Origin of the sequence: Streptomyces sp. AF1A, from assembly GCF_047340315.1 — a bacterium.
In the GTDB taxonomy this organism is placed as follows: Bacteria; Actinomycetota; Actinomycetes; order Streptomycetales; family Streptomycetaceae; genus Streptomyces.
On record NZ_JBLEBI010000013.1, the window covers coordinates 37961 to 58163 of the forward strand.

The 20203-nt window shown below is 71.1% G+C and carries 23 protein-coding genes; 9 read left to right on the top strand and 14 right to left on the bottom strand.

Features of this window, described 5'->3' with window-relative positions:
- Positions 1-112 precede the first annotated feature (112 nt).
- Positions 113-829 carry a TMEM175 family protein gene (locus ACLU3S_RS06700; RefSeq protein WP_413950863.1) on the top strand — a complete coding sequence of 239 codons (717 nt, stop codon included), beginning with the start codon at positions 113-115 and terminating at the stop codon, positions 827-829.
- Between the two features lie 90 nt (positions 830-919).
- On the opposite strand, the gene ACLU3S_RS06705 is transcribed toward ACLU3S_RS06700, so the two are convergent.
- The 6 genes from ACLU3S_RS06705 to ACLU3S_RS06730 all read right to left on the bottom strand — a co-directional run bounded on the left by ACLU3S_RS06705 (position 920) and on the right by ACLU3S_RS06730 (position 5530).
- Positions 920-1837 (bottom strand): class I SAM-dependent methyltransferase, encoded by a 918-nt coding sequence (locus ACLU3S_RS06705; RefSeq protein ID WP_413950813.1) that lies wholly within the window; start codon positions 1835-1837, stop codon positions 920-922.
- A 53-nt stretch (positions 1838-1890) separates the two neighbouring features.
- Positions 1891-2430 carry a hypothetical protein gene (locus ACLU3S_RS06710; protein WP_413950814.1) on the bottom strand — a complete coding sequence of 180 codons (540 nt, stop codon included), beginning with the start codon at positions 2428-2430 and terminating at the stop codon, positions 1891-1893.
- 81 nt (positions 2431-2511) lie between these two features.
- Positions 2512-3285, bottom strand: coding sequence for a class I SAM-dependent methyltransferase (locus ACLU3S_RS06715; protein WP_413950815.1), 774 nt, complete (start codon positions 3283-3285; stop codon positions 2512-2514).
- Positions 3286-3419: 134 nt separating this feature from the next.
- Positions 3420-4337: a Ku protein gene (locus ACLU3S_RS06720; protein ID WP_413950816.1), complete on the bottom strand. Its 918-nt coding sequence runs from the start codon at positions 4335-4337 to the stop codon at positions 3420-3422.
- Positions 4338-4600: 263 nt separating this feature from the next.
- On the bottom strand, positions 4601-5164 hold the full coding sequence (locus tag ACLU3S_RS06725; protein ID WP_413950817.1) for a GNAT family N-acetyltransferase: 564 nt from the start codon (positions 5162-5164) through the stop codon (positions 4601-4603).
- A gap of 48 nt (positions 5165-5212) precedes the next feature.
- Complete coding sequence (locus tag ACLU3S_RS06730; protein WP_413950818.1) at positions 5213-5530, bottom strand: hypothetical protein; 318 nt, start codon at positions 5528-5530, stop codon at positions 5213-5215.
- A gap of 122 nt (positions 5531-5652) precedes the next feature.
- Here ACLU3S_RS06730 and ACLU3S_RS06735 point away from each other — a divergent pair, with 122 nt between their 5' ends.
- Complete coding sequence (locus ACLU3S_RS06735) at positions 5653-6660, top strand: L,D-transpeptidase (RefSeq protein ID WP_413950819.1); 1008 nt, start codon at positions 5653-5655, stop codon at positions 6658-6660.
- Between the two features lie 277 nt (positions 6661-6937).
- Here ACLU3S_RS06735 and ACLU3S_RS06740 read toward each other — a convergent pair whose 3' ends face one another.
- Positions 6938-7783, bottom strand: a complete 846-nt coding sequence (locus tag ACLU3S_RS06740) for an RNA polymerase sigma factor SigF (protein WP_413950820.1) — start codon at positions 7781-7783, stop codon at positions 6938-6940.
- A gap of 231 nt (positions 7784-8014) precedes the next feature.
- On the opposite strand from ACLU3S_RS06740, the gene ACLU3S_RS06745 reads away from it, so the two are divergent.
- Positions 8015-8656 carry a carbonic anhydrase gene (locus tag ACLU3S_RS06745; protein ID WP_413950821.1) on the top strand — a complete coding sequence of 214 codons (642 nt, stop codon included), beginning with the start codon at positions 8015-8017 and terminating at the stop codon, positions 8654-8656.
- A 123-nt stretch (positions 8657-8779) separates the two neighbouring features.
- On the opposite strand, the gene ACLU3S_RS06750 is transcribed toward ACLU3S_RS06745, so the two are convergent.
- The 3 genes from ACLU3S_RS06750 to ACLU3S_RS06760 form a co-directional block, all read right to left on the bottom strand.
- Positions 8780-9757, bottom strand: coding sequence for an L-threonylcarbamoyladenylate synthase (locus tag ACLU3S_RS06750; RefSeq protein WP_413950822.1), 978 nt, complete (start codon positions 9755-9757; stop codon positions 8780-8782).
- A gap of 116 nt (positions 9758-9873) precedes the next feature.
- The gene (locus tag ACLU3S_RS06755; RefSeq protein WP_413950823.1) at positions 9874-10233 is read right to left on the bottom strand and encodes a nuclear transport factor 2 family protein; all 360 of its coding nucleotides are present in this window, start codon (positions 10231-10233) and stop codon (positions 9874-9876) included.
- A gap of 23 nt (positions 10234-10256) precedes the next feature.
- Entirely contained in the window at positions 10257-11042 is a 786-nt protein-coding gene (locus ACLU3S_RS06760; protein WP_413950824.1) for an SDR family oxidoreductase, read from the bottom strand.
- A gap of 109 nt (positions 11043-11151) precedes the next feature.
- On the opposite strand from ACLU3S_RS06760, the gene ACLU3S_RS06765 reads away from it, so the two are divergent.
- On the top strand, positions 11152-11640 hold the full coding sequence (locus ACLU3S_RS06765; RefSeq protein ID WP_413950825.1) for a winged helix-turn-helix transcriptional regulator: 489 nt from the start codon (positions 11152-11154) through the stop codon (positions 11638-11640).
- A gap of 43 nt (positions 11641-11683) precedes the next feature.
- Here ACLU3S_RS06765 and ACLU3S_RS06770 read toward each other — a convergent pair whose 3' ends face one another.
- Entirely contained in the window at positions 11684-12268 is a 585-nt protein-coding gene (locus ACLU3S_RS06770; RefSeq protein ID WP_413950826.1) for a TetR/AcrR family transcriptional regulator, read from the bottom strand.
- Positions 12269-12435: 167 nt separating this feature from the next.
- On the opposite strand from ACLU3S_RS06770, the gene ACLU3S_RS06775 reads away from it, so the two are divergent.
- Positions 12436-13818 carry a dihydrolipoyl dehydrogenase family protein gene (locus tag ACLU3S_RS06775; protein ID WP_413950827.1) on the top strand — a complete coding sequence of 461 codons (1383 nt, stop codon included), beginning with the start codon at positions 12436-12438 and terminating at the stop codon, positions 13816-13818.
- A 148-nt stretch (positions 13819-13966) separates the two neighbouring features.
- Here the strand turns inward: ACLU3S_RS06775 and ACLU3S_RS06780 are convergent, their stop codons facing one another.
- Positions 13967-14374: a winged helix-turn-helix transcriptional regulator gene (locus tag ACLU3S_RS06780; RefSeq protein WP_413950828.1), complete on the bottom strand. Its 408-nt coding sequence runs from the start codon at positions 14372-14374 to the stop codon at positions 13967-13969.
- Positions 14375-14557: 183 nt separating this feature from the next.
- Between ACLU3S_RS06780 and ACLU3S_RS06785 the strand changes: the two genes are divergently transcribed.
- A complete protein-coding gene (locus ACLU3S_RS06785; protein WP_413950829.1) occupies positions 14558-15649 on the top strand; it encodes a Gfo/Idh/MocA family protein in 1092 nt (363 codons plus the stop codon).
- A gap of 221 nt (positions 15650-15870) precedes the next feature.
- The gene (locus tag ACLU3S_RS06790) at positions 15871-16833 is read left to right on the top strand and encodes a quinone oxidoreductase family protein (RefSeq protein ID WP_413950830.1); all 963 of its coding nucleotides are present in this window, start codon (positions 15871-15873) and stop codon (positions 16831-16833) included.
- A gap of 104 nt (positions 16834-16937) precedes the next feature.
- Here ACLU3S_RS06790 and ACLU3S_RS06795 read toward each other — a convergent pair whose 3' ends face one another.
- Complete coding sequence (locus ACLU3S_RS06795) at positions 16938-17630, bottom strand: alpha/beta hydrolase (protein ID WP_413950831.1); 693 nt, start codon at positions 17628-17630, stop codon at positions 16938-16940.
- A 360-nt stretch (positions 17631-17990) separates the two neighbouring features.
- Here ACLU3S_RS06795 and ACLU3S_RS06800 point away from each other — a divergent pair, with 360 nt between their 5' ends.
- Complete coding sequence (locus tag ACLU3S_RS06800; protein WP_413950832.1) at positions 17991-18977, top strand: zinc-dependent alcohol dehydrogenase family protein; 987 nt, start codon at positions 17991-17993, stop codon at positions 18975-18977.
- 56 nt (positions 18978-19033) lie between these two features.
- Here the strand turns inward: ACLU3S_RS06800 and ACLU3S_RS06805 are convergent, their stop codons facing one another.
- Positions 19034-19426: a hypothetical protein gene (locus ACLU3S_RS06805; protein WP_413950833.1), complete on the bottom strand. Its 393-nt coding sequence runs from the start codon at positions 19424-19426 to the stop codon at positions 19034-19036.
- Between the two features lie 208 nt (positions 19427-19634).
- On the opposite strand from ACLU3S_RS06805, the gene ACLU3S_RS06810 reads away from it, so the two are divergent.
- Positions 19635-20144 (top strand): cupin domain-containing protein, encoded by a 510-nt coding sequence (locus tag ACLU3S_RS06810; protein WP_413950834.1) that lies wholly within the window; start codon positions 19635-19637, stop codon positions 20142-20144.
- Positions 20145-20203: the final 59 nt, after the last annotated feature.

Consider the following 20203-nt stretch of genomic DNA (forward strand, 5'->3'; position numbering starts at 1 on the left):
GGGGTCCTCTGTGCGGCTCGGGCTTGAGGCACCGGACTCCGCCAGGCCGGCATGCTCCGGAACGAGGGGCCCTCACCACGATGGGCTCACCACCGGCCGACATGCCCCGGGGTTGCTCGCGCAGCGGCGCCCGGTGCCTGAGGCTGAGGCGATGACAGAGCCTGTTCAGGAACCGGGAGGGCCAACGCCGTTCGGCGTGGAGCGCGACCCCACCCGAGTGGTCGCGTTCAGCGACGCCGTCATCGCCATCGCCATCACACTGCTCGTCCTGGACATCCACCCGCCGCACGACACCAGCCGCCTGGCGCACGGCCTCCTCATGCTCTGGCCGTCCTACCTCGCCTACGCCGTCACCTTCATGCTGATCGGGCAGGTGTGGGCCAACCATCACATCATGTTCGACCACATCCGCAGTGCCGACCGGATGGTGCTGTTCCTCAACACCGTGCTGCTGATGGACATCGCGTTCCTGCCCTTCGCCGCCTCCGTACTGGCCGAAGCCTTCCGCGACGGACACGGGCAGCGTACGGCCGTCGTTCTGCACGGCATCGCGTTCGAATGCGCGGCCGCTTTGTTCAACGTCATCTGGTGGTACGCCTGTCACGATCGCCGGCTCCTCGCCCCGACCATCGATGCGGCGGGCGCGAAAGCCATCGGCCGGCGCTTCCGACTCGCCCTGGCCTGGCTTGCCGTCGGCATCCTGCTCGGCGCCCTGCTTCCCGCACTCGGCGTGGCCGTGATCTCCGCCTTCATCCTGTACTACTGGCTGCCCATCTCGGGCGAGATCGCCAAGGTGCAGCGCCGGCGTCGCCGCGGGCACCGGACATGACCGCCGGAGACGTCATCCCGCACACCACAGCCGAGACGCACGAACGGGCTCACCGGTCGCCGGTACCGGCCGGCAGGTCGCGGACCACGCTCACCGGCTCTCCGCGACCGCCACGCGACCCGACTTCAACGACGTCCGGCCGGGTACGGGGCCGCCGAGCTGCTGGGCGAGGGAGAGGAGCGTGTCGTCCGACACCACCCGCAGGCCGTGCTCCGCGAGCACCGCGGCCATCTGCTCCGGCCGCCACAGTGAGCGCCACGGCTCCCCGGACGTGATGGAGCTGCCGAGCACGCGCGCCAGCAGGCGGCCCACGGCAGCCCTCGCGGACGGTGCCTGGTAGTTGACGACCAGGACGCTGCCCGGGGCCGACCGGGCGGCGAGCGCGGCCACCGTCGCGCGGACCTCGTCGCGCGTGAGGTACGGGACGACGCCCTCCCACAGCCAGGTCGTCGGCGCCGCCGGGTCGTGCCCGGCGGCGTCCAACGCGGCACCGAGATCGTCGACGGCGAAGTCGACCGGCGTGAACCGCACGGATCGGGCCACGGCCGGCGGTTCTGCCGAGGGGCGGCTGTCCTCCTCCGGTCCCCGGGTCGCGTGCGCGGCCTCGGCGAGCCGGGCGCGCTTGTCCCGCTGGGAGGCCGGATGGTCGACCTCCCACACATCTGTCTGCGCGAGCTCCGCAAGGCGCCACGCGCGCGTGTCGAGACCGGCGCCGAGGATCACGAGCTGGCCGGTGGTGCGGGCGCGGAGAACCTCGTCGATCGCAACCGTCCGCGGTACGACCACCTCCGCGCACGCCCGCACACTCTCGTACGCGGTGCGTGCCTGCCAGCCCTGCGGCGGGGTGCTCGCCCGCACCTGGTCCACGGACACGCGCTCCGCGGCGCGCAGCAGCTGTGTCGCCACTGGATCGGCGAACCTGCCCGTGGCGACCCGGCCGTCCGCGGCCGCCCGCCCCTGGCACACCAGCACCGCCGTCCGGCTCGCCCCCCGCGCACGCTGCTTCATGGGGTCGTATTCAACACCACCGTCCGCCTTCACTGACGGACGGGCTCGGCCGGTTACATCGCCTGCCCTCCTGGGATCAGGTGCGGGGCCGGCGTTGCATAGTACGGGGAGCGACGGTAAGCCTCACGGCCTACGACAACCAGCGCCGGCTTCCACAGACGCACGCCGTGTCGACGCTCCCACCAGATCGCGGTCCGCCATGTATGCACGACGCCGAGGAGCGCGATCAGCGGCAAGCTCACGCTGACAAGCGGTCCGTGGGAGCCATACGCGAATACCAGCGTCATCGCGAAGACACCGATGGCGATCCGGACGCGGCCTCGCCGAAGAAGTCGAGTCTGCTCCTCCTTCTGCCTCACCGATGGTTCTTCGATCACCACGGCGGCGCCGAAGTCACGCAGTTCACGCGGCCGGTGCACCAGGAAGCCGACCGCGAAGAGCAACGTCAGTGCGACGGCCAGGGAGATCTGAATGCGCCCAGCGGTGCCCGACAGCCCCGGATCGTCCATGGTCGAGAAGACCAGCACATCTGCGGCAGCCCCCGCCAGGATCCCGGCCAGGCTCTCCCCGACCACGGCGTGGACGATCCGCACAAGCGGTGCGTCCGCCGTGAGCCCCCCACCCTCACCCATCACGGACCGCATCGAACACCGATCAGCGACCAGGCGCAAGAATCAGCCGGCCGAGCCCGCGGCCGGCGCGGGTGCCTCGACGACGAAGAACAGGAAGTTCGGCTTGGTCGAGAGGTCGTGGAAGCCGTCGGGGAACAGCTCACGGGCGGCCGGGTCGGGCTGCGGCTCGCTGATGGCGGAAAGACGATAGCCGGCGCTGGTGAACGCATCGACCATCGCGTGCAACGGCCTGCGCCAGAACCGCATCGGGACGGACCGCCCGTTGAAGGTCCAGTGGAAGGCATAGCTGGTGGTCGCGAAGTAGTCGGGCCGGGGATCCCGGATCGTGTAGGCCACGATGGGGTGGTCCACCGACGCGATGAGGCGGCCGCCGGGCCTGAGCACGCGCCGTATCTCCGCCAGCGCCGGCCCCCAGTCCTCCAGGTAGTGCAGCACCAGCGACGCGACGACGTCGTCGAACGCACCGTCGTCGAACGGCAGGGGGTCCCTCAGGTCGGCCAGGTGCAGGGCCACAACGTCGCCGAGCCGCCGCCTGGCCAACGCGAGCATCCCGGCGCTGACGTCGATGCCGGTGACGACCGCACCGCGGTCGCGCAGCGCGGCGGACAGAGAGCCCGAGCCGCAGCCGGCGTCCAGGATCCGGCGGCCGGCGACGTTCCCGGCGAGAGCCAGCATCGCGGGCCGCGCGTAGTACGCGTTCACGAGGTTGTTCTCGGTTTCCGCCGCGTACTCCTCGGCGAAGCCGTCGTAGTCATTCGCCTCGGCCAAACCTGCGGCTTCGGGCGCGTTCTCGGGTACGTCGGTCAGGTGAGCCACCGTCGCAGCCTAGCCTGCTGGCGGGTCGGCGAACCGACGCCGACCCGGCTCCCGAGGACCGCCAGGACCTGCCTGCCGACGCAGGTCGCCGCGGGCGCACCGCCGTCGTCCGGACACGATCCCAGGCTGCTCGGCTAAGCACTGCGCGGCCGCCGACCCGCCGTCTTCTTCGCGGGGGTCTTCTTGGCCGCGGCCTTCTTGGCCGGTTGCTTCTTCGCCGCCGCCTTCTTCGGCTTCGGCAACTCGTGCACCTGCGCCGGGCCGGCCCCGCCGCGCGACGCCTTCGCCTGCTGCACGGACGCGTTCAGGGCGGCCATCAGGTCGAGGACCTGGGCCGGCTCCTGCGGCTCCGGCGCTTCGGGGAGCGGCTTCTCCTCGCGCTTGGCCTCGATGATACGGGCGATCGCCTCGGTGTAGCGGTCCTGGAAGTCGGGGCCCTCCAGCTGGTCCACGGTCATGGTGTCCATGAGCGCGAGCGCCCCCTCGATCTCCGCGTCGGACACCTCCACCGGTGGCGGCAGCAGCGGGGCGGGGTCGCGGATCTCGTCGGGCCAGCGCATCGCGTGCAGCACCAGCACGTCGTCCCGCACGCGCAGCAGCCCGAGTCTCTCCCGGCCGCTCCACGCGTACTTCACGACGGCCACCTTGGCCGAACGGCCCAGGGCCTGGACGAGCAGCTTGTACGGCTTGGCCGCGACCTGGCCGGCCGGCTGGAGGTAGTAGCCGTCGGCGATGCGGATCGGGTCGATGGACTCCAGCGGCACGAACGCGTCGATCTCGATGGCCTTCGCCGTGGGCAGCGGGAGATTGCTGAGATCGTCGTCCGTAATGGGGATGACCTGCGTCTTGGTCATCTCGTAGCCCTTGCCGATCTCGTCCTGGGAGACCTCCCGGTCCTCCAGTTCGCAGATCTTCCGGTAGCGGATCCGGCCCTGGTCGGCCAGGTGGTACTGGTGAAAGTGGATCGAGTGGTCCTCGGTCGCGCCGACCACATGGATCGGCACGGTGACCAGACCGAACGTGATGGCACCGGACCAGACGGTTCGGGGCATGGCAGACCTCCGCAGTAGCCCCGAGCACCTTCAGCGTATGAGCGCCCCTCGCACCCCGCACGTGCGATTCCGCCTGCACCGCCGACCCGGCCCCGCCGCGGCGGGCCGAGGATCGGGATGGCCGGGACCCTGGGGTTCGGACGGCTGGAGATCCGGCGCGCGCGGTGTGGGGACCCTTGCGGCATCGGGCCGCCTCGTCCCGCTCACCCGGCCCGGCGAGGGGCCGCTTCGGCGGGTTCCGTGCGACCGTCGCGCCGGCGAACCTACGCGGGCACGGCACCAGCGGACGGCGCGACCGGGGACCACCTGCCGAACCACTGCTCGGCGCCCCACGCCTCGAACCGCTCCAGCTCGGTGAACCCCAGCTTCGCCGCGAGGCGCATCGAGCGGGCGTTGGCGGTCTGGGTGTAGAGCACCACCGGCTCGCCGGGCAGCGCGTCGGCGAACCAGTCGAGTGCCGCTGCGCACGCCTCGGTGGCGTACCCGTGTCCCCACGCCTCCGGTAGGAACAGGTAGCCGAGCTCGGTCTTCCCGGCCTCAAGACGGCGGTTGCCCGGATGCTCGGGGACGTGCGGTTTGAGCTGGACCGTGCCGATCATCGCTCCGTCGAGCTCGACCACGAACCAGCCGGGGAGCCGCCCGGGCACCTCGGGCACCGTGCGTTCGAGCTCGGCACGCGGCCGAGGGCCACCGAGGTACGCGAGCACCTCTGGCGAGGCGTGCAGCTCGATGCACGCCTCGCGGTCCCGGGCCGCGGACTCGCGGAGTATGAGCCGTTCGGTCGTCATCGGGGCGGGTGGCCAGACGCCGGCGGCGAGTTCGGTCATGGCGGGCAACCTACCGCACGCCCGTGAGAGCGGTCCGGAACAGGCGGCCTACGGACCTTCGGGACGGAGACCGTACTCCGCCGGCCGGGAGAGCAGCTCCCGGCGGGAAGCCCGGACGAGGCGTCCTCCGGTGAAGCGGGCGTCATCGGTCACCTCTGCCACGCACGCGACGGGCGGCGCGAACGACTGTGCCTCGTCGTCCGTGGCGCACTCCGCCTCCGCGAGCACCAGGCCCCGCAGGTGCCCGTCGAAGACGGTCCACGCCCAGGGGAGGAACGACGTGGCCGCGACCGCCGGCGCCGAAGTCCGCGGAAGTTCAGGGGAACTGTTGGAGACGATCGCCGGCATCCGCAGCGCCTGCGGCATCGCGCCCGGGACCGTCCGCGGTCCGGCGGCTGACGCCGGGATTTGGGACACGTTTTACACGACGGACGCAACTGCGCGTCCGTTCTACCCTGTCTGACAGGGAGTCGGGCCCGTCAGGGTCAATGAGCGAGAGAGCGGGGCAGGCAGTGGGACGGCGCAGGGGCAGCATAGGGGTCGCACTCGTCGCGGGTGCGGTGCTGATGGGCGTGAGTGGCTGCGGGGGCGGCAGCGCCAAGGCGAGCGGGGACGACGCGAAGGCGTCGGTCAAGCCGAGTGTGAGCGCCTCTCCGTCACCGACGAAGCCCGCGGGGCCCCCCATGCTGCTGGAGACGATCACCCCGCAGACGGGAACCACGGTCGGCGTGGCCATGCCGATCTCGGTGATCTTCACGAACCCGGTGGCGGCGAAGGCACGGGCCACCGTGGAGAAGCACATGAAGGTGAGCGCCTCGCAGCCGGTGGCCGGCGCCTGGCACTGGTTCGGCGACAGGCGCGCCGACTGGCGGCCGAAGAACTACTGGCCCTCCGGTACGACGGTCAAGATCGACGCCGATCTGACGGGCGTCGGCAACGGCAACGGACGCTACGGCGTGCACAACTACACGCACACCTTCAAGATCGGCGACGATGTGCGCGCCGATGTGTCGGTGACCGGTCACACCATGAAGGTGACCCGGAACGGCAAGCTGGTGCGCACCCTGTCGATCAATGCGGGCAGCCCCCAGTTCCCGACCTGGAACGGGACGATGGCCGTCATCGACAAGCAGGAGAAGGTCCACATGACCTCCTGCAGCGTCGGCATCAGCTGCGACAAGGGCAGCCCCAACTACTACGACCTGACGCTGCCCTGGGACGTCCACCTCACCCAGTCCGGCACGTACGTGCACTACTCGACCGGCGACCCCAATCCGGGCAGCGGCAGCGCCCGCGGCTCGCACGGCTGCGTCCACCTGTCCCTGTCGGACGCCAAGTGGTTCTACCACGAGGTCAAGCGGGGCGACCCCGTCACCATCACCGGCTCGCCCCGCGCCAAGGCCCCGGCCGACAACGGCTACGCCGACTTCAACCTGTCGTGGGACGCGTGGCTCGCGGGCAGCGCTTCCGGGGAGGCGACGACCTCGACGCTGTGAAGCAGCGCGGTGGCGGCGCCGGTCGCCGTCCCGTGCCGAGGGGCCCTCGGAACAGAGGGCCCCTCACCGGTATGTCCCGACAGCACGGGGAGCACGCCCAAACGCGGTTCCCCTTCGCCCATGTGGTGACTGCCGCTCGGCGGGCGGACGAGAGACGCACACGGGGCGGCCGTAGGAGCGACCCTGACGCGGGACGCGTCGTTGCCGTGAGCGGCGAGCGGTTCATCTCGGCCGGCCGCCTCTCGCCTCGGCGTCAGGTGTCGGGCAGGGCGGCTCGTCATCCGGTGGCGAGCAGGCCCTCGCGCAGCCGGGCCAGGCAGCGCGAGAGCAGCCGGGAGACGTGCATCTGGGACACCCCCAGGTGTTCGCCGATCTGCGCCTGGGTGAGTTCCTCCACGAACCGCATGTGAATGATCTGCCGGTCCCGCTCGCCGAGTTCGGCGATCAGCGGAGCGAGCGCGTGGAAGTCCTCGACCAGTTCCAGAGCTCCGTCCTCGACCCCGATGAAGTCCTGCAGGAGCGCTTCGCCGTCCTCGCCGGCGCCGATCGCGGCGTCCAGCGAGGAGGAGTTGTAGCCGTTGGCGGCCAGTTGGGCCTCCCGGACCTCCTCCTCCGGCAGACTCATCAGCTCCGACAGCTCCTCGACCGTCGGGCTGCGGTCCAGGCGGCTGCGCAGCTCCTCGGTGGCCCGGGCCAGCTGGACGCGGGCCTCCTGCAGCCGGCGCGGCACGTGCACGGCCCAGGTGGTGTCGCGGAAGAACCGCTTGATCTCACCGACGATGTAGGGGATGGCGAAGGAGGTGAACTCCGCCTCGCGTGACAGCTCGAACCGGTCGATCGCCTTGATCAGGCCGATCATGCCGACCTGGACGATGTCCTCCATCTCCTCCGGCCCGCGGCTGCGGAACCGGCCGGCCGCATAGCGGACCAGGGACATGTTCATCTCGATCAGCGTGTTGCGGGCGTAGCTGTACTCGTGCGTGCCCTCCTCCAGCACCGTCAGCTGCCGGAAGAACAGCCGCGACAGCTCGCGGGCGTCCTTCGGCGCCACCCGGGAGGGGTCGGCGACTTCGGGCAGCTCGCGGTTGTGTGTATCCGTTGCCGCGGTGCTCGTGAGCGCCATGACGTGTCCCCTCCCAAGATCGAAGCCAGTCTCACCGGTGCCGGCCCGCACGGGCCGACAGCGCGCCGTCTACCCCCTCATCCTGCCTGTACACCCACAACCACATGAACGCGATCACCGGACCGAGCACCCGAGTACGACGCCGCGCGGGAGCCAGAGCCACGACGCGCCCGGCGTGACAGGTGCCGTCCTGGCACGACGGCACCGGGGAAGGGAACGTAAGCTGCCGCCATGAGCGAGATCCAGGCCGCAACGCCCCATGAAGCCTTCGAGCTGCTGCTGGCCGGCAATCGGCGGTTCATCACAGGTGTCCCGGAGCACCCGAATCAAGATGCCACCCGCCGCACCGAGGTCGCTCCGTCCCAGCGTCCGTTCGCCGTACTGTTCGGATGCTCCGACTCCCGTCTGGCCGCCGAGATCATCTTCGACCGCGGCCTGGGCGACCTCTTCGTGGTGCGCACCGCCGGCCATGTCATGGGCCCGGAGGTGATCGGCAGCATCGAGTACGGCGTCGACGTGCTGGACTGCCCCCTGGTCGTGGTCCTCGGCCACGACTCGTGCGGCGCGGTCGGCGCGGCGCGTGCCGCCCTGGAGGACGGCATGGCGCCGAACGGTTACATCCGCGATGTCGTCGAGCGGGTGACCCCCAGCGTGCTGGCCGCGCGGGCCGCCGGACGCGTGAGTGCCGACGAGATCCTCGCCGAGCACATAAGGCACACCGTCGACCTGATGCTGGACCGCTCCCGCCTTCTGGCCGAGCGGGTGTCGGCCGGGCAGGCCGCCGTGGTGGGCCTGTGCTACAGCCTCGACGACGGCACCGCGCGCCTCGTCGCGGCCCGCGGCCTGGACATCCCCGTCGCCACGGCGCCGTAGGGATGCCGTAGGGATCAGGTAGGGATCAGGAGGACGATCCGCCGGATCGCGTACGGCAGCGCGGACCCCGGAGCCCGCACCGGTGCGGGCTCCGGCAGCCACACCGGACGGCGCCGGTGGCGGTCACGCGGCGGGCCGGGGCCCCGCGGCGCGGCGGAGCCGGTTGGCGATCGCGAGGCCCAGCCCCTCCTCCGTCGGCAGGGACGCGACGATGAGGTCGCAGCCCCGCCGGTCGAGCTCGCGCAGGAATCCGTACAGCCCGCGGGCGTAGGCGGCCGCCGAACCGGGCACCGGCACCACGGCGTGCGCGTTCACCGGCGCGTCGGTGAAGGCGGGAGGGAGAAGGACCCCCACCCGGTGCCCCAGCTCCTGGGCGAGCTCCGCTTCGGCGACGACCTTCTCGGGCTCGACGAGGACGACCCTCGCCCTCGGCGCGTAGTGGGACGGATGTTGGCCCGGCACCCGGATGCGGCTCGTCGTGTGCACCGCCGGCGGGCGCCCCAGCAGCGCCTCGAGGTCCTCGCGCGTCACCCCTCCGGGCCGTAGGACGGTCGGGGTCTGGCCCGTGGCGTCCACGATGGTCGACTCGACGCCGACCGCGCAGGGCCCGCCGTCCAGCACGAAGTCGACGGCACCGCCGAACTCCGCACGGACATGGTCGGCCGTGGTCGGGCTGACATGGCCGAAGCGGTTGGCGGAGGGGGCCGTGACACCGCCGCCGAAAGCCGACAGCAGCGCGAGCGCGACGGGGTGGCCGGGCACGCGCACAGCCACCGTCTCCAGGCCACCCGTCGCTTCGAGGGGCACCCGGCGACCGCGCCGCAGGACCAGGGTGAGCGGCCCCGGCCAGAAGCGCTCGGCCAGCAGGCGCGCCGTCTCGGGCACGTCCTCGACCCAGTCGCCCAGCAGCTCCGCGCCGGCGATGTGCACGATCAGAGGATGGGAGGGAGGGCGCCCCTTGACCTGGAAGATGCGCGCCACGGCGGCGGGGTCCTCGGCGTTGGCGCCCAGACCGTACACGGTCTCGGTGGGGAGGGCCACCAGGCCTCCGGCGCGCAGCACATCCGCCGCCTTCTCGATGTCACTCGTTCTTGCCGTCACCCTCGCAACCCTCTCACTGCTCGGTTCTTCCGTGGCCGGTCCCCCGGCCCGTGCCGGGCAGCGCGCCCTCGGTACCCCAACGACCCGGCAGCGTCGATGTTCCGAGCATCGGCCCGTCAGGCTTCGATGACGAGGCTCTCGATGAGGCCGCCGCGCAGGGCGAACCGGTAGTGCAGATCCACCACTCCCCCCGGGAAATTGCCCTCGAGGTGATGTGTCGTGACGTAGTGATGCGCGTCGACCTCCTGCGCACCGCTGAGTTCGTTGGTGTAGGTGTACTCGGTGGCGGAACGGTTCAGCCAGGCCTCGATCGCCAGGGCTCCCTGGTGGGTCCTGCCGTCGTCGGTCACGGTGGCGTCGGTACGGAAGGTGCCCATTGCGGTGGCGGTGTCATGGGCGTGATGCGCCTTCAGGTAGCGGGTGATCACATCGGGAAGGGCGTCCGGGGGCACGTCTCGGGGCCGGGTGTCGTGCATGGCGTCTCCTGACGGGGCGGGTTTCATACGGTGGGAAGGGTGCCGCCGTCGATGACGTGCTCGGCACCGACGATGGCCGACGCGCGGTCGGAGGCGAGGAAGGCGACCAGTTCGGCCACTTCCTCCGGCTGGTTGGGGCGGCCCAGGGGGATGCCGCCGAGGGATGCCATCAGTTGCTCCAGCGCCGCTTCGTGAGTGAGGCCGGCACCGTCGGCGATCCGCGCGACGAGGTGGTCGGCCGCGGTGGTCCGGACGAAGCCGGGAGAGACGGTGTTGACGCGGACGCCGTGCGGAGCGACCTCGTTGGCCAGGCCCTTGCTGTAGGTGGCGAGCGCGGCCTTGGCAGCGGCGTACGCGAGGGTGCCGTTCCACAGCGGCATCCGGCGCTGGATCGACGAGACGTGGATGATGACGCCCTTGCCGGCCTCGATCATGCCGGGCAGCAGGCCGCGGTCCAGGCGGACGGCGGCAAGGAGGTTGACGCTGAGCTCTCTGTCCCAGTCGTCCTCGCCGAGGGCGGCGAATCCGCCCGAGGGGGCGTCGGAGCCACCGAGATTGTTGACCAGGATGTCGATCCCGCCGAGACGGCGGATGGCTTCGCCGACCACGGTGGCGGCCCCCTCGGGGGTCGCGAGGTCGGCGGTGACGATGTCCGAGGACGCGAGGTCGGCCGGTCGGGTGCGCGCGGTGACCAGCACGGTGGCGCCGGCCTGGGCGAGGCGCTGGGCGACGGCCGCACCGACGCCTTTGGTGCCGCCGGTGACCAGGGCACGGCGGCCCTGAAGGGATTCGCTGAGGGGGGTGCTCACGGCAGGTTCCGTTCCCAGGGCAGGCAGAAAGGGCCTCACCCCGTGGTAACTGCTAAAATAGAAGTAAGTGACTTCGACTTTAGCAGTAACTGACTGGTGGTGGTCGACCTTGGCAAGCCGGATCAGGGCGGAAGACCTCGAATGCCCTCTGTCCACGACGGCTCAGCACGTCGGCGAGTGGTGGACCCTGCTGATCCTCCACGACGCCTTCGACGGCTACACCCGCTTCGACCAGTTCCAGGAGAACCTCGGCATCTCCACCAGCATGCTCACCGCACGCCTGAAGACCCTCGTCGCCGACGGCTTGCTGGAGCGCCGCCCGTATCAGACGAACCCGGTCCGCTACGAGTACGTCCTGACCGACCTCGGCCGCTCCCTGCGCCCGGTCATCGTCGCACTCGCCGCGTGGGGCAACTCCCGGCTCACGCCCGAGCAGCGCAGCATGATCCTCGTCGACGCCGACAGCGGCGAAGAGGTCGAGCCCGTGGTGGTCGACGCCAGGACCGGCCGCCGCCTCGACGACAGCCAGGCGTACGTGTTCACCGCCGGCCCCGCCGCCGGGCCCGCCATGCGGACCCGCTACACCGGTCGCGGATGAGGCCGTCGGCCGGCGGATGCGGCGCTCCGCCGGCCGGAACCGCTCAGCTCGGGTGCGGCAGCGCGCGCTGCAGGATGTCGAGGGCCATCCGCCTGGCTCGCAGTACGGGTTCCGCCGATCGGGCGCTCTTGCATCCAGCGAGCCCGCCGTCGTAGAGCAGCACCAACTGCGCGACCGTCGCGTCCGGATCGGCCGCACCCGCGGCGGTGAGCTCCCTGCGCCACAGGTCGGCGAGCCACTCCCGGTGCCGCTCGACGACTCCCCGCACCGGATGCCGCGCCTCGGGGAACTCGGTGAGGGCGTTGAGGAACACGCAGCCGCGGTAGCCGCGGCGCCTGACGTCCTTGGCGGCCAGGTCGAACGGCACCAGGACGCGGTCCACGGGGTCGGTCAGCCGGGCCAGGGCTCGGGCCTGGCCGGCACGGATGGTGTCGTCCTGCCTCTCCAGATAGGCTGCGACGAGGGCGTCCTTGGACCCGTAGGTCTGGTAGAGGCTCGCCCGGGCGACATCGGCCTCGGACAGGATCCGGTCGACCCCGACCGCCCGGATCCCTTCCTTGGCGAAGAGGACGGACGCGGTGTCCAGCAGGCGCTGCGCCGGTGAGGCGCCGCTCTTGGAAGTAGCCATGACTCCCAGGCTAGGCGATCGCAGACCGATCGGTCCGTCCGTACGGCCGGAACTTCCTGAACAGAACGATCGGTCTGTCAATAGACCGACCGTTCTATCCGGTAACCTTCGTCGGGCGCCGTCACGCGCGCCATCCCCCCGAACGATCCCCCGATGGGAGCACCGACATGAGCGATCCGGTTGAGGAGTACGACCTTCTGGTCGTCGGCGGAGGCAAGGCGGGCAAGACGCTCGCCATGGACTGGGCGAGGGCGGGAAGGCGCGTCGCGATGGTGGAGCGCGGCATGATCGGCGGCACCTGCATCAACGTCGCCTGCATCCCCACCAAGGCGCTGGTCGCGAGCGCCCGCGCGGTCAAAGCCCTGGCGCGCGCCCGGGAACTCGGGCTCGTCGCCGACGCGCCGAAGGTGGACGTCGACCTGCTCAGGACGCACAAGACGGGCGTCGTCGACGGCATGGTCGCCGGCAACCACAAGCAGTTCCTCGACTCCGGCATGGATCTCGTGCTGGGGCAGGCCCGGTTCATCGCGGAGCGCACGGTGGAGGTGGCGCTGAACAGCGGCGGCTCCCGAGTGATCCGCGGGGCCGAGACCGTCATCAACACCGGCACCCGGCCGCGCGTCCCGGACATCCCCGGCCTCACCGAGGCAGGCATCCTGACCAGCGACAGCCTGCTGGAACTCGAACGGCTTCCCGAGCGGCTCACGATCGTCGGGGGCGGGATCGTCGGCCTCGAGTTCGCGCAGATGTTCGCGGCGTTCGGCAGCCGCGTCACCATGATCGAGTCAAACGACCGGCTTCTGCCGCGCGAGGACGAGGACATCGCCCGGACGGTCACCGAACTCCTGCGCGCCGACGGCATGGAGATCGTCACCGGGACCGCCGTCACGTCTCTCGAACGCGGCGCCGACGGCCAGGTCACCACCAGGCTCGCCGACGGAGCCCGGGTCGTCGGCGACGACGTCCTGGTCGCCGTGGGCAGGACGCCCGTCACGGCGGACCTCGCCCTGCAGGCAGCGGGGGTCAAGACCACCCAGGCCGGTTTCGTCGCCGTCGACGAGCACCTCGCCACCTCCGCCCCGCACACGTGGGCGGCAGGCGACGTGGCGGGCAGCCCGCAGTTCACGCACGTGTCGCTGGACGACTACCGGATCCTCAAGGCCAACCTCGCGGGCGGCAACCGCTCGACCGCCGACCGCCTCATCCCCTACACCGTCTTCCTCACCCCGGAGCTGGCCCGGGTGGGACTGACCGAGGACCAGGCACGCGCCGCCGGACACCAGGTGCGCATCGCCAAGCTGCCGGTCGCCGCCATCCCGCGGGCCCGCACCATGCGCGAGACGGCCGGCCTGTTCAAGGCGGTCGTCGACGCCGGAACCGAGCGCATCCTGGGCGTCTCGCTGCTGGGACCGGAGGCGGGAGAGGTGGTCACGATCGTGCAGACCGCCATGGCCGCCGGTCTGCCGTACACCGCCCTGCGCGACATGATCATCACCCATCCCTCCATGGGCGAGGCCCTCAACCTCCTCTTCGCCGCGTTCCAGGACTGATGCACTTCCAGGGCTGAAGCACTTCCAGGGCTGATGCATGCTCCAGGACTGAAGCACTTCCAGGGCTGATGCACGCTCCAGGACTGAAGCGCGCTCCAGGACTGAAGCAGGGGAAGCCGGGCGGCCCACGGCAGGGTACGCGCCGAGGTCACGCCTCCCGCGCGTCGAACGCGGCGCGGGAGGCGCTGATCTCCTCCGCGTGGCCGTCGGCCCACCCGGCCAGATCGCGGACGACCCGCAGCAGCGACCGTCCGCGCTCGGTCAGCGCGTAGTCGACCCGCGGCGGAACGGTCGCGTGCACGGTGCGGCTGACCAGCCCGTCCCGCTCCAGGCCGCGCAGTGTGACGCTGAGCATCCGCTGGGTGATCGGACGCACCAGCCTGCGCAGTTCGTTGTAGCGATAGGTCGACTCGCCCAGCTGGCAGACGACGACAACGCTCCACTTGTCGCCGATCCGCTCCAGCACGCTGCGGACGAGGGGGCGGGCCTCCTCGCGGCAGTTCGACGGCCCTGCGTCCGTCCCCGCGCGGTGTTCTCCTGCAACTGTCCCGGCCACGGTTCCCTCCGGGGTACCAGAGCACCTCAAAGTGCCTTCTTGCTCGGATTCGCCCGCCAAGTGAGGCTCGAGGTCGGCAGTCTGCGGTGCGGGTGCGAATCACCTACGTGCCACCCACTGTACGAGCCGCGCGAGCGCAACCGGAGCCGGCGGCGGGCTGCCACAGCGCACAAGGAGAGTGACATGGCGAAGATCGGCGTCGGCATCATCGGAGCGAGCCCCGGCGGTTGGGCGGCGATGGGTCATGTGCCCGCGCTCAAGGCCCTGCCCGACTACGAACTGCGTGCGGTCAGCACGACCAGGCGCGCGTCCGCCGACGCGGCGGCCCGGGCGTTCGACGTCCCGGCCGGCTACGACGACCATCGCGAGCTGATCGCCCGGCCCGATGTGGATCTGGTGGTCGTGGCGGTGAAGGTCGCCCATCACCACGCGCTGGTCTCCGCGGCACTGGACGCGGGCAAGGCCGTCTACAGCGAGTGGCCGCTCGGCGCCGACATCGACGAGGCAGCCGATCTCGCGGCCCGTGCCCGCGCCGCCGGGGTGCCCACGGCGATCGGCCTGCAGGCCCGCTTCGCACCCGCGGTGCGCCACGCGCGCGACCTGATCGCGGACGGCTACCTGGGCAAGGTGCTGGGCACCACGCTGGTCGGATCGGGCGTTGCCTGGGGCGGCGAGACCGACCGGGCGCACGCGTACATCTTCGACGAGGCGAGCGGTGCGAGCACCCTGGAAGTGCCCGTGATGCACGCCCTGGAGGCCCTGCAGGTCGTCCTGGGGGATTTCGACGAGGTGTCCGCCCAGCTGGTCCGAGGCCGCACGGAGGTCCGCCTCGCCGACGAGGGCGTGACCATTCCGGTGACTGCGCCCGACCAGGTGTCCGTCACCGGCACGCTCCGGGACGGAGGCGCGGCTTCGGTCTTCTACCGCGGCGCCCACTCACGCGGGAACAACCTGCGCTGGGAGATCAACGGCACCGAGGGCGACCTGGTCCTGACCACGTCCGGCATCAACGGCAATCTGCAGGTGGTCGACCTGCTGCTCGAGGGCGGTCGCGGGACCGACACCGCCGTCGCACCGATCGCCCTGCCCGACCGCTACTTCGCCGGCGTTCGCCGCGACCTGACGGGTCCGGCGCACAACGTGGCCCAGCTGTACGCCGCTCTGGCCACCGACCTGCGCGAGGGGACCCGCACCGTGCCGGGCTTCCAGCACGCCCTCGAGCGGCACCGGCTGCTCGAAGCCGTCAAGCAGGCCTCCAGGACCAGGGGTGCATGAGCCCGGGTGAAGTCGCGAGAACCCTTCGGAACATGTTCGTGGCTCTGGTATTCCTGTCCGCGCGTCCGAATATGGCGCATTCACGGAACCGATCAGCGAAGAAGGCGTCGGCGTCATGTGACACTGACGCCGGGGGAACCAAATATTCCACTCGCTGATCGCACGGTCCGCGGATGAAAAGGGGTGGTCCCTAGATGTTTTCTGGTCGAGCATGGCGTCTGGTGAGATTCGGCTCACCGCAGGACTCCGTCGAACTGCAGCGGATGACGTGGCCGGAGCCCGGGCCGGGTCAGGTACTGGTCCGTGTCCGCACGGCCGGAGCCGGTTATCCGGACGCCATGATGGCCGCAGGCCAGTTCCCTCTGCTCGGCGATCCGCCGTTCGGCCTCGGTGAGGAGGCCGCCGGGGAGGTCGTCGCCGTGCCGGCGGGCTCGCGGTTCTCCGTCGGCGATCGCGTGACCGGCATCACCGCATTCCTCGACGGGTGGGGCGGCTACGCCGACTACACCTATCTGCGCGAGGAGTCCACCATCCGGATTCCGGCGCGGATGACCGACGAGGAGGCCGGCGGCTTCCCGATCGGCTTCCGCACGGCATACGCGGGCCTGGTCGACCGCGCCCCCGTCGAGGCCGGACAGGTGCTGCTGGTGCTGGGCGCCGCCGGCAGCAGCGGTGGAGCCGCGCTGCAACTCGGCAAGGCGCGCGGCGCGACGGTGATCGCCGTCGCCGGAAGCCGGGAGAAGCTGGACTTCTGCCGCCGCCATGGCGCCGACCACGTCGTGAACCACCGGACCGAGGATCTGCCCGCGCGGATCGCGGAGTTGACCGGTGGCCGCGGAGCGGACGTCGTCTTCGACCCCGTGGGCGGTGACACGGCACTCGCGGCGCTGAAGGCCGTCGCACGCAACGGCCGCGTGGTCCTCATCGGCCTGGCGAGCGGAAAGCCCGTGCCCCTCGACTCGATGGACATGCTGCTGCGCAACTACTCGGCCGTGGGCGTCCTTGCGACGCCCGGCAGCCCCGAGGCGGAGGCAGTCGTGTGGGACCACCTGGCGGACCTGGCGGCGCACAGCACGATCAGCACGCCGGTGGGCCAGGTGTACGACTTCCAGGACGTGCCCGAGATGATCGCCCGGCAGGCGCGGCCCACCGCGGGAAAGACCGTCGTACGGATCGCCTCTTGAGTCACGGGTCGCCTCTGAAGTGACGACGCCCGGAATGCGGCACGACGCCGGAACAGGCCGTTCCGGCGTCGTGCCGCATTCCGGCGAGGACCGGACCGCCCGGCTCAGTCCAGTGCCGCGGCGGTGATCGTCTCGGCCAGCTCGGCGGGCATCGAGAGGAACGCCGAGTGTCCCGAGGGAAGCCGGTGGGACTTGCCCGCCCGGGCGGCCATTGCCTCCTGGAACGACAGCGGCAGGGCGTTGTCCAGCTCGCACACGATGTAGCGGCACTCCACGCTCTTCCAGGCAGCGCCGGTCAGCGGCTCGCTGAAGGACTTGATGCTCTGCGGCACGAGCCGCTCCGCCGCCCAGGCGGCGTCGTCGTCCGTCGCCCCGTTGTAGAAGTACTCCCGGTGCTCGGGGTTGGGCGGCAGGGTACCGGTGTCGCCGGACGGCAGGGCGCCGCCGGACTGGCCGGCGAGCGAGTCGCCCTCGTCGAGCTGGAACGCGGCCAGGTAGATCAGCCGGGAGACGTTCTCCGCCGTGGCAGCCGCCTCGGTGGCGGGAATGCCTCCGTAGGAGTGCGCCACGACGGTCACGGGCCCGGCGATCCCGGCGAGCGTCCCGCGGATGGCGCGGGCGTCGTCGTACATGCCGGCCGTGTGTTCGGCCGCGGCCGACGCGCTGGGAAGGTCCACCGTGGCGACCTTCCAGCCTCGCGACTCCAGCTGCGGGATGAGCCGGTCCCAGCACCAGGCACCGTGCCAGGCGCCGTGAACCAGCAGGATGGTGGGCTGACTGTTGACGTCAGCAGGCATGCGTCGTCCCTAGGGTCGTCATTTCCTGACGAATTCGATGAACTGGATTCGATGAATTCGGCGGAAGGTCTCGCTTCTCTCGTCGTCCGGCAGGCTTCACGGAACGACCGATGCGCCCGGCGGTAGACCGGGCGTCCTTCCAGCGCCTGCCACGCTAGGCGCCGGCACACTCAGGGGGCCATGCGCGGGAGTCCGCGGTACGTGCACGCGCGTCCCCGCGCGCCTGCCCGGCGTCGCCGAGATGAGGAAACGCGGTGCGAGGGGAACAGTGGAGGGCGATGTCACCGCGGAAGTCCTCGGGCACACCTCCCGGCGGCCATCGCACGGAATCAAGGCCCCGCGCGAAACCAGGGAGCCATCATGCGCGCTCTTGTCCTGAAGCGGTACGGCTCGCCACTGGAACCGACCGAGATCGAGACCCCGGTGGCCGGTCCCGGTCAGGTGCTGGTGAAGACGGCAGCCAGCGGTGTGAACCCGCTGGACGTCAAGATCCGCACCGGGAAGGCGGCCCACGCCCAGCGGGTGCTGCCCGCCGTGCTGGGTCTCGACCTCGCCGGCGTGGTCGAGGCGGTGGGCGAGGGCGTCAGCGGATTCGCCCCGGGAGAGGCGGTGTACGGCCTCACCGGCGGCGTCGGTGACCTGCAGGGTTCCCTGGCCGAGTACGCGGCCGTGGACGTCCGGCTCCTGGCGCACGCACCGACCGCCCTGTCACCGCGCGAGGCTGCGGCCCTGCCGCTGGTCGTCATCACCGCGTGGGAGGGGCTGGTGGACCGCGCCCACGTGGGCGCGGGCGACAAGGTGCTGGTGCACGGCGGCGCGGGCGGCATCGGCCACGTGGCGATCCAGATCGCCCGCGCCCACGGCGCCCAGGTGTTCGCCACCGGCTCGCCCTCCAGCCTGGCGACGATCGAGGACCTGGGGGCCACACCGATCGACTACACGTCGACCGACGTGTCCGAGTACGTCGCCGCGCACACCGGCGGAGAAGGCTTCGATGTCGTCTTCGACACCGTCGGCGGGGCGACGCTGGACGCCTCCTTCGCCGCGGTCCGCGTCCACACCGGCCATGTCGTCAGCGCGCTCGGCTGGGGCACCCACAGCCTCGCGCCTCTGTCGTTCCGCGGGGCCACGTACTCCGGTGTCTTCAGCCTCCTGCCCATGCTGACCGGCACCGGCCGGGCGCACCACGGGGAGATCATGGCGAGAGCCACGGAGCTCGTCGACAAGGGTGGCCTGAGGCCGATGGTGGACGCCCGCCACTTCACCCTGGAGACCGTCGCCGAGGCGCATGAACTGGTGGAGAGCGGTGCGGCCAGGGGCAAGGTCGTGATCGACGTCGGGGCGTGACCGCGCGCCGACGTGGCGAGCGGCAGGTTCGGGCGCGCCGGCGGCCGAACCGCGTGTCACGCCCGGGGTCCGTTCCCGGCCGGGCCGCTGGGCCGGCTCCCCTCGTCGAGCCGCCGTTCGTCCATGGCCTCGGCCCGCCCCACCGATCGCGCGTGCACGCCGTCCCAGACTCCGAGGCGCACGAGGCGGCGCTGACGGGCTCTCTCGATCCGGGCGAACATCGCGAACCATGCGCCCGTCAGCACGCCGGCGATCCCACCCGCTGCCACATCGGTGCCGCCCTCGGGGGAAATGAGGTACGTCCCACCGAAGAAGAGTCCTGTCACAAGCCCCACGACGAGGGGGCGCCTCGCCGCGAACATCTTCACCCTGGTCGGAGGTCGTTCACCCCCGAGGGCGCGGTCGAAGGCCCAGAAGGCACGCGCCAGACCCTCACCCTTGATCGGCATGGCGGGATCGTAGCCCGGCCCTTGCCGCACCGGCAGCCCTGCGTTCCGCCTCCCCCGTCCGCCGACCCGGCCGGTCGGCAACGCCCAACGGTCCCGATACGCATGTGCCGAAATCCACGCTTCTTGCGAAGAAGTCCGCGACGACGCTTTTCGTGTTTTCCTCCGCCGTAGCCTTACCGGGATTTTCGTTTCGGAATGGAGCTTCTCGATGACAGAATTCTCGACGTCGTCCAGCATCATCTCGCCCACCGTCCTGGCGCCCGAAGAGCAAAAGGCCGTGTGGTTCCTGGGGGCGCTGGTCACCCAGCGTGTCTCCTCCGCGAGCACCGCAGGCGCCTTCGCCGTCCTGGAGCACCGCGGCGAACGCGGATACGGCAGTCCCCTGCACCGGCACCACCAGGATGACGAGACCTTCCTCGTGCTGGACGGGGAACTGCGCGTCGAGGTCGACGGCGAGAAGCGCGGCGCGGGCGCGGGAGCCATCGCCGTACTGCCGAGGGCCCTGCCGCACGCATTCGTCGTCACCAGCCCGACGGCGCGTTTCCTCACCCTGCACACGCCCGGCGGATTCGACGCGTTCACCCTGCGGGCGGGCTCCGCCGCCACGCCGCCCCACCTCACCGTGCCCGCGGATCTGCCCCCGCTGGACCCGGCCGAACTGGCGAGGATGGCGGCGTCGTTCGGCATCGAGATCCTCGGCCCGCCGCCGGCCGTCTGAGCCCGGGGGCGGTGCACCGCAGCCGAAAGGGCCTTCCGCGCTGGAAGGCCCTTTCGGCA

Bases quoted from the DNA above. Each gene is read 5' to 3' on its own strand.
- ACLU3S_RS06770 (WP_413950826.1), bottom strand. From the start codon at position 12,268: ATGGCTACTTCCAAGAGCGGCGCCTCACCGGCGCAGCGCCTGCTGGAC.
- ACLU3S_RS06705 (WP_413950813.1), bottom strand. From the start codon at position 1,837: ATGAAGCAGCGTGCGCGGGGGGCGAGCCGGACGGCGGTGCTGGTGTGC.
- ACLU3S_RS06810 (WP_413950834.1), top strand. From the start codon at position 19,635: ATGACAGAATTCTCGACGTCGTCCAGCATCATCTCGCCCACCGTCCTG.
- ACLU3S_RS06800 (WP_413950832.1), top strand. From the start codon at position 17,991: ATGCGCGCTCTTGTCCTGAAGCGGTACGGCTCGCCACTGGAACCGACC.
- ACLU3S_RS06740 (WP_413950820.1), bottom strand. From the start codon at position 7,783: ATGGCGCTCACGAGCACCGCGGCAACGGATACACACAACCGCGAGCTG.
- ACLU3S_RS06725 (WP_413950817.1), bottom strand. From the start codon at position 5,164: ATGACCGAACTCGCCGCCGGCGTCTGGCCACCCGCCCCGATGACGACC.
- ACLU3S_RS06730 (WP_413950818.1), bottom strand. From the start codon at position 5,530: ATGCCGCAGGCGCTGCGGATGCCGGCGATCGTCTCCAACAGTTCCCCT.
- ACLU3S_RS06745 (WP_413950821.1), top strand. From the start codon at position 8,015: ATGAGCGAGATCCAGGCCGCAACGCCCCATGAAGCCTTCGAGCTGCTG.
- ACLU3S_RS06785 (WP_413950829.1), top strand. From the start codon at position 14,558: ATGGCGAAGATCGGCGTCGGCATCATCGGAGCGAGCCCCGGCGGTTGG.
- ACLU3S_RS06755 (WP_413950823.1), bottom strand. From the start codon at position 10,233: ATGCACGACACCCGGCCCCGAGACGTGCCCCCGGACGCCCTTCCCGAT.
- ACLU3S_RS06805 (WP_413950833.1), bottom strand. From the start codon at position 19,426: ATGCCGATCAAGGGTGAGGGTCTGGCGCGTGCCTTCTGGGCCTTCGAC.
- ACLU3S_RS06775 (WP_413950827.1), top strand. From the start codon at position 12,436: ATGAGCGATCCGGTTGAGGAGTACGACCTTCTGGTCGTCGGCGGAGGC.
- ACLU3S_RS06795 (WP_413950831.1), bottom strand. From the start codon at position 17,630: ATGCCTGCTGACGTCAACAGTCAGCCCACCATCCTGCTGGTTCACGGC.
- ACLU3S_RS06735 (WP_413950819.1), top strand. From the start codon at position 5,653: ATGAGCGAGAGAGCGGGGCAGGCAGTGGGACGGCGCAGGGGCAGCATA.
- ACLU3S_RS06720 (WP_413950816.1), bottom strand. From the start codon at position 4,337: ATGCCCCGAACCGTCTGGTCCGGTGCCATCACGTTCGGTCTGGTCACC.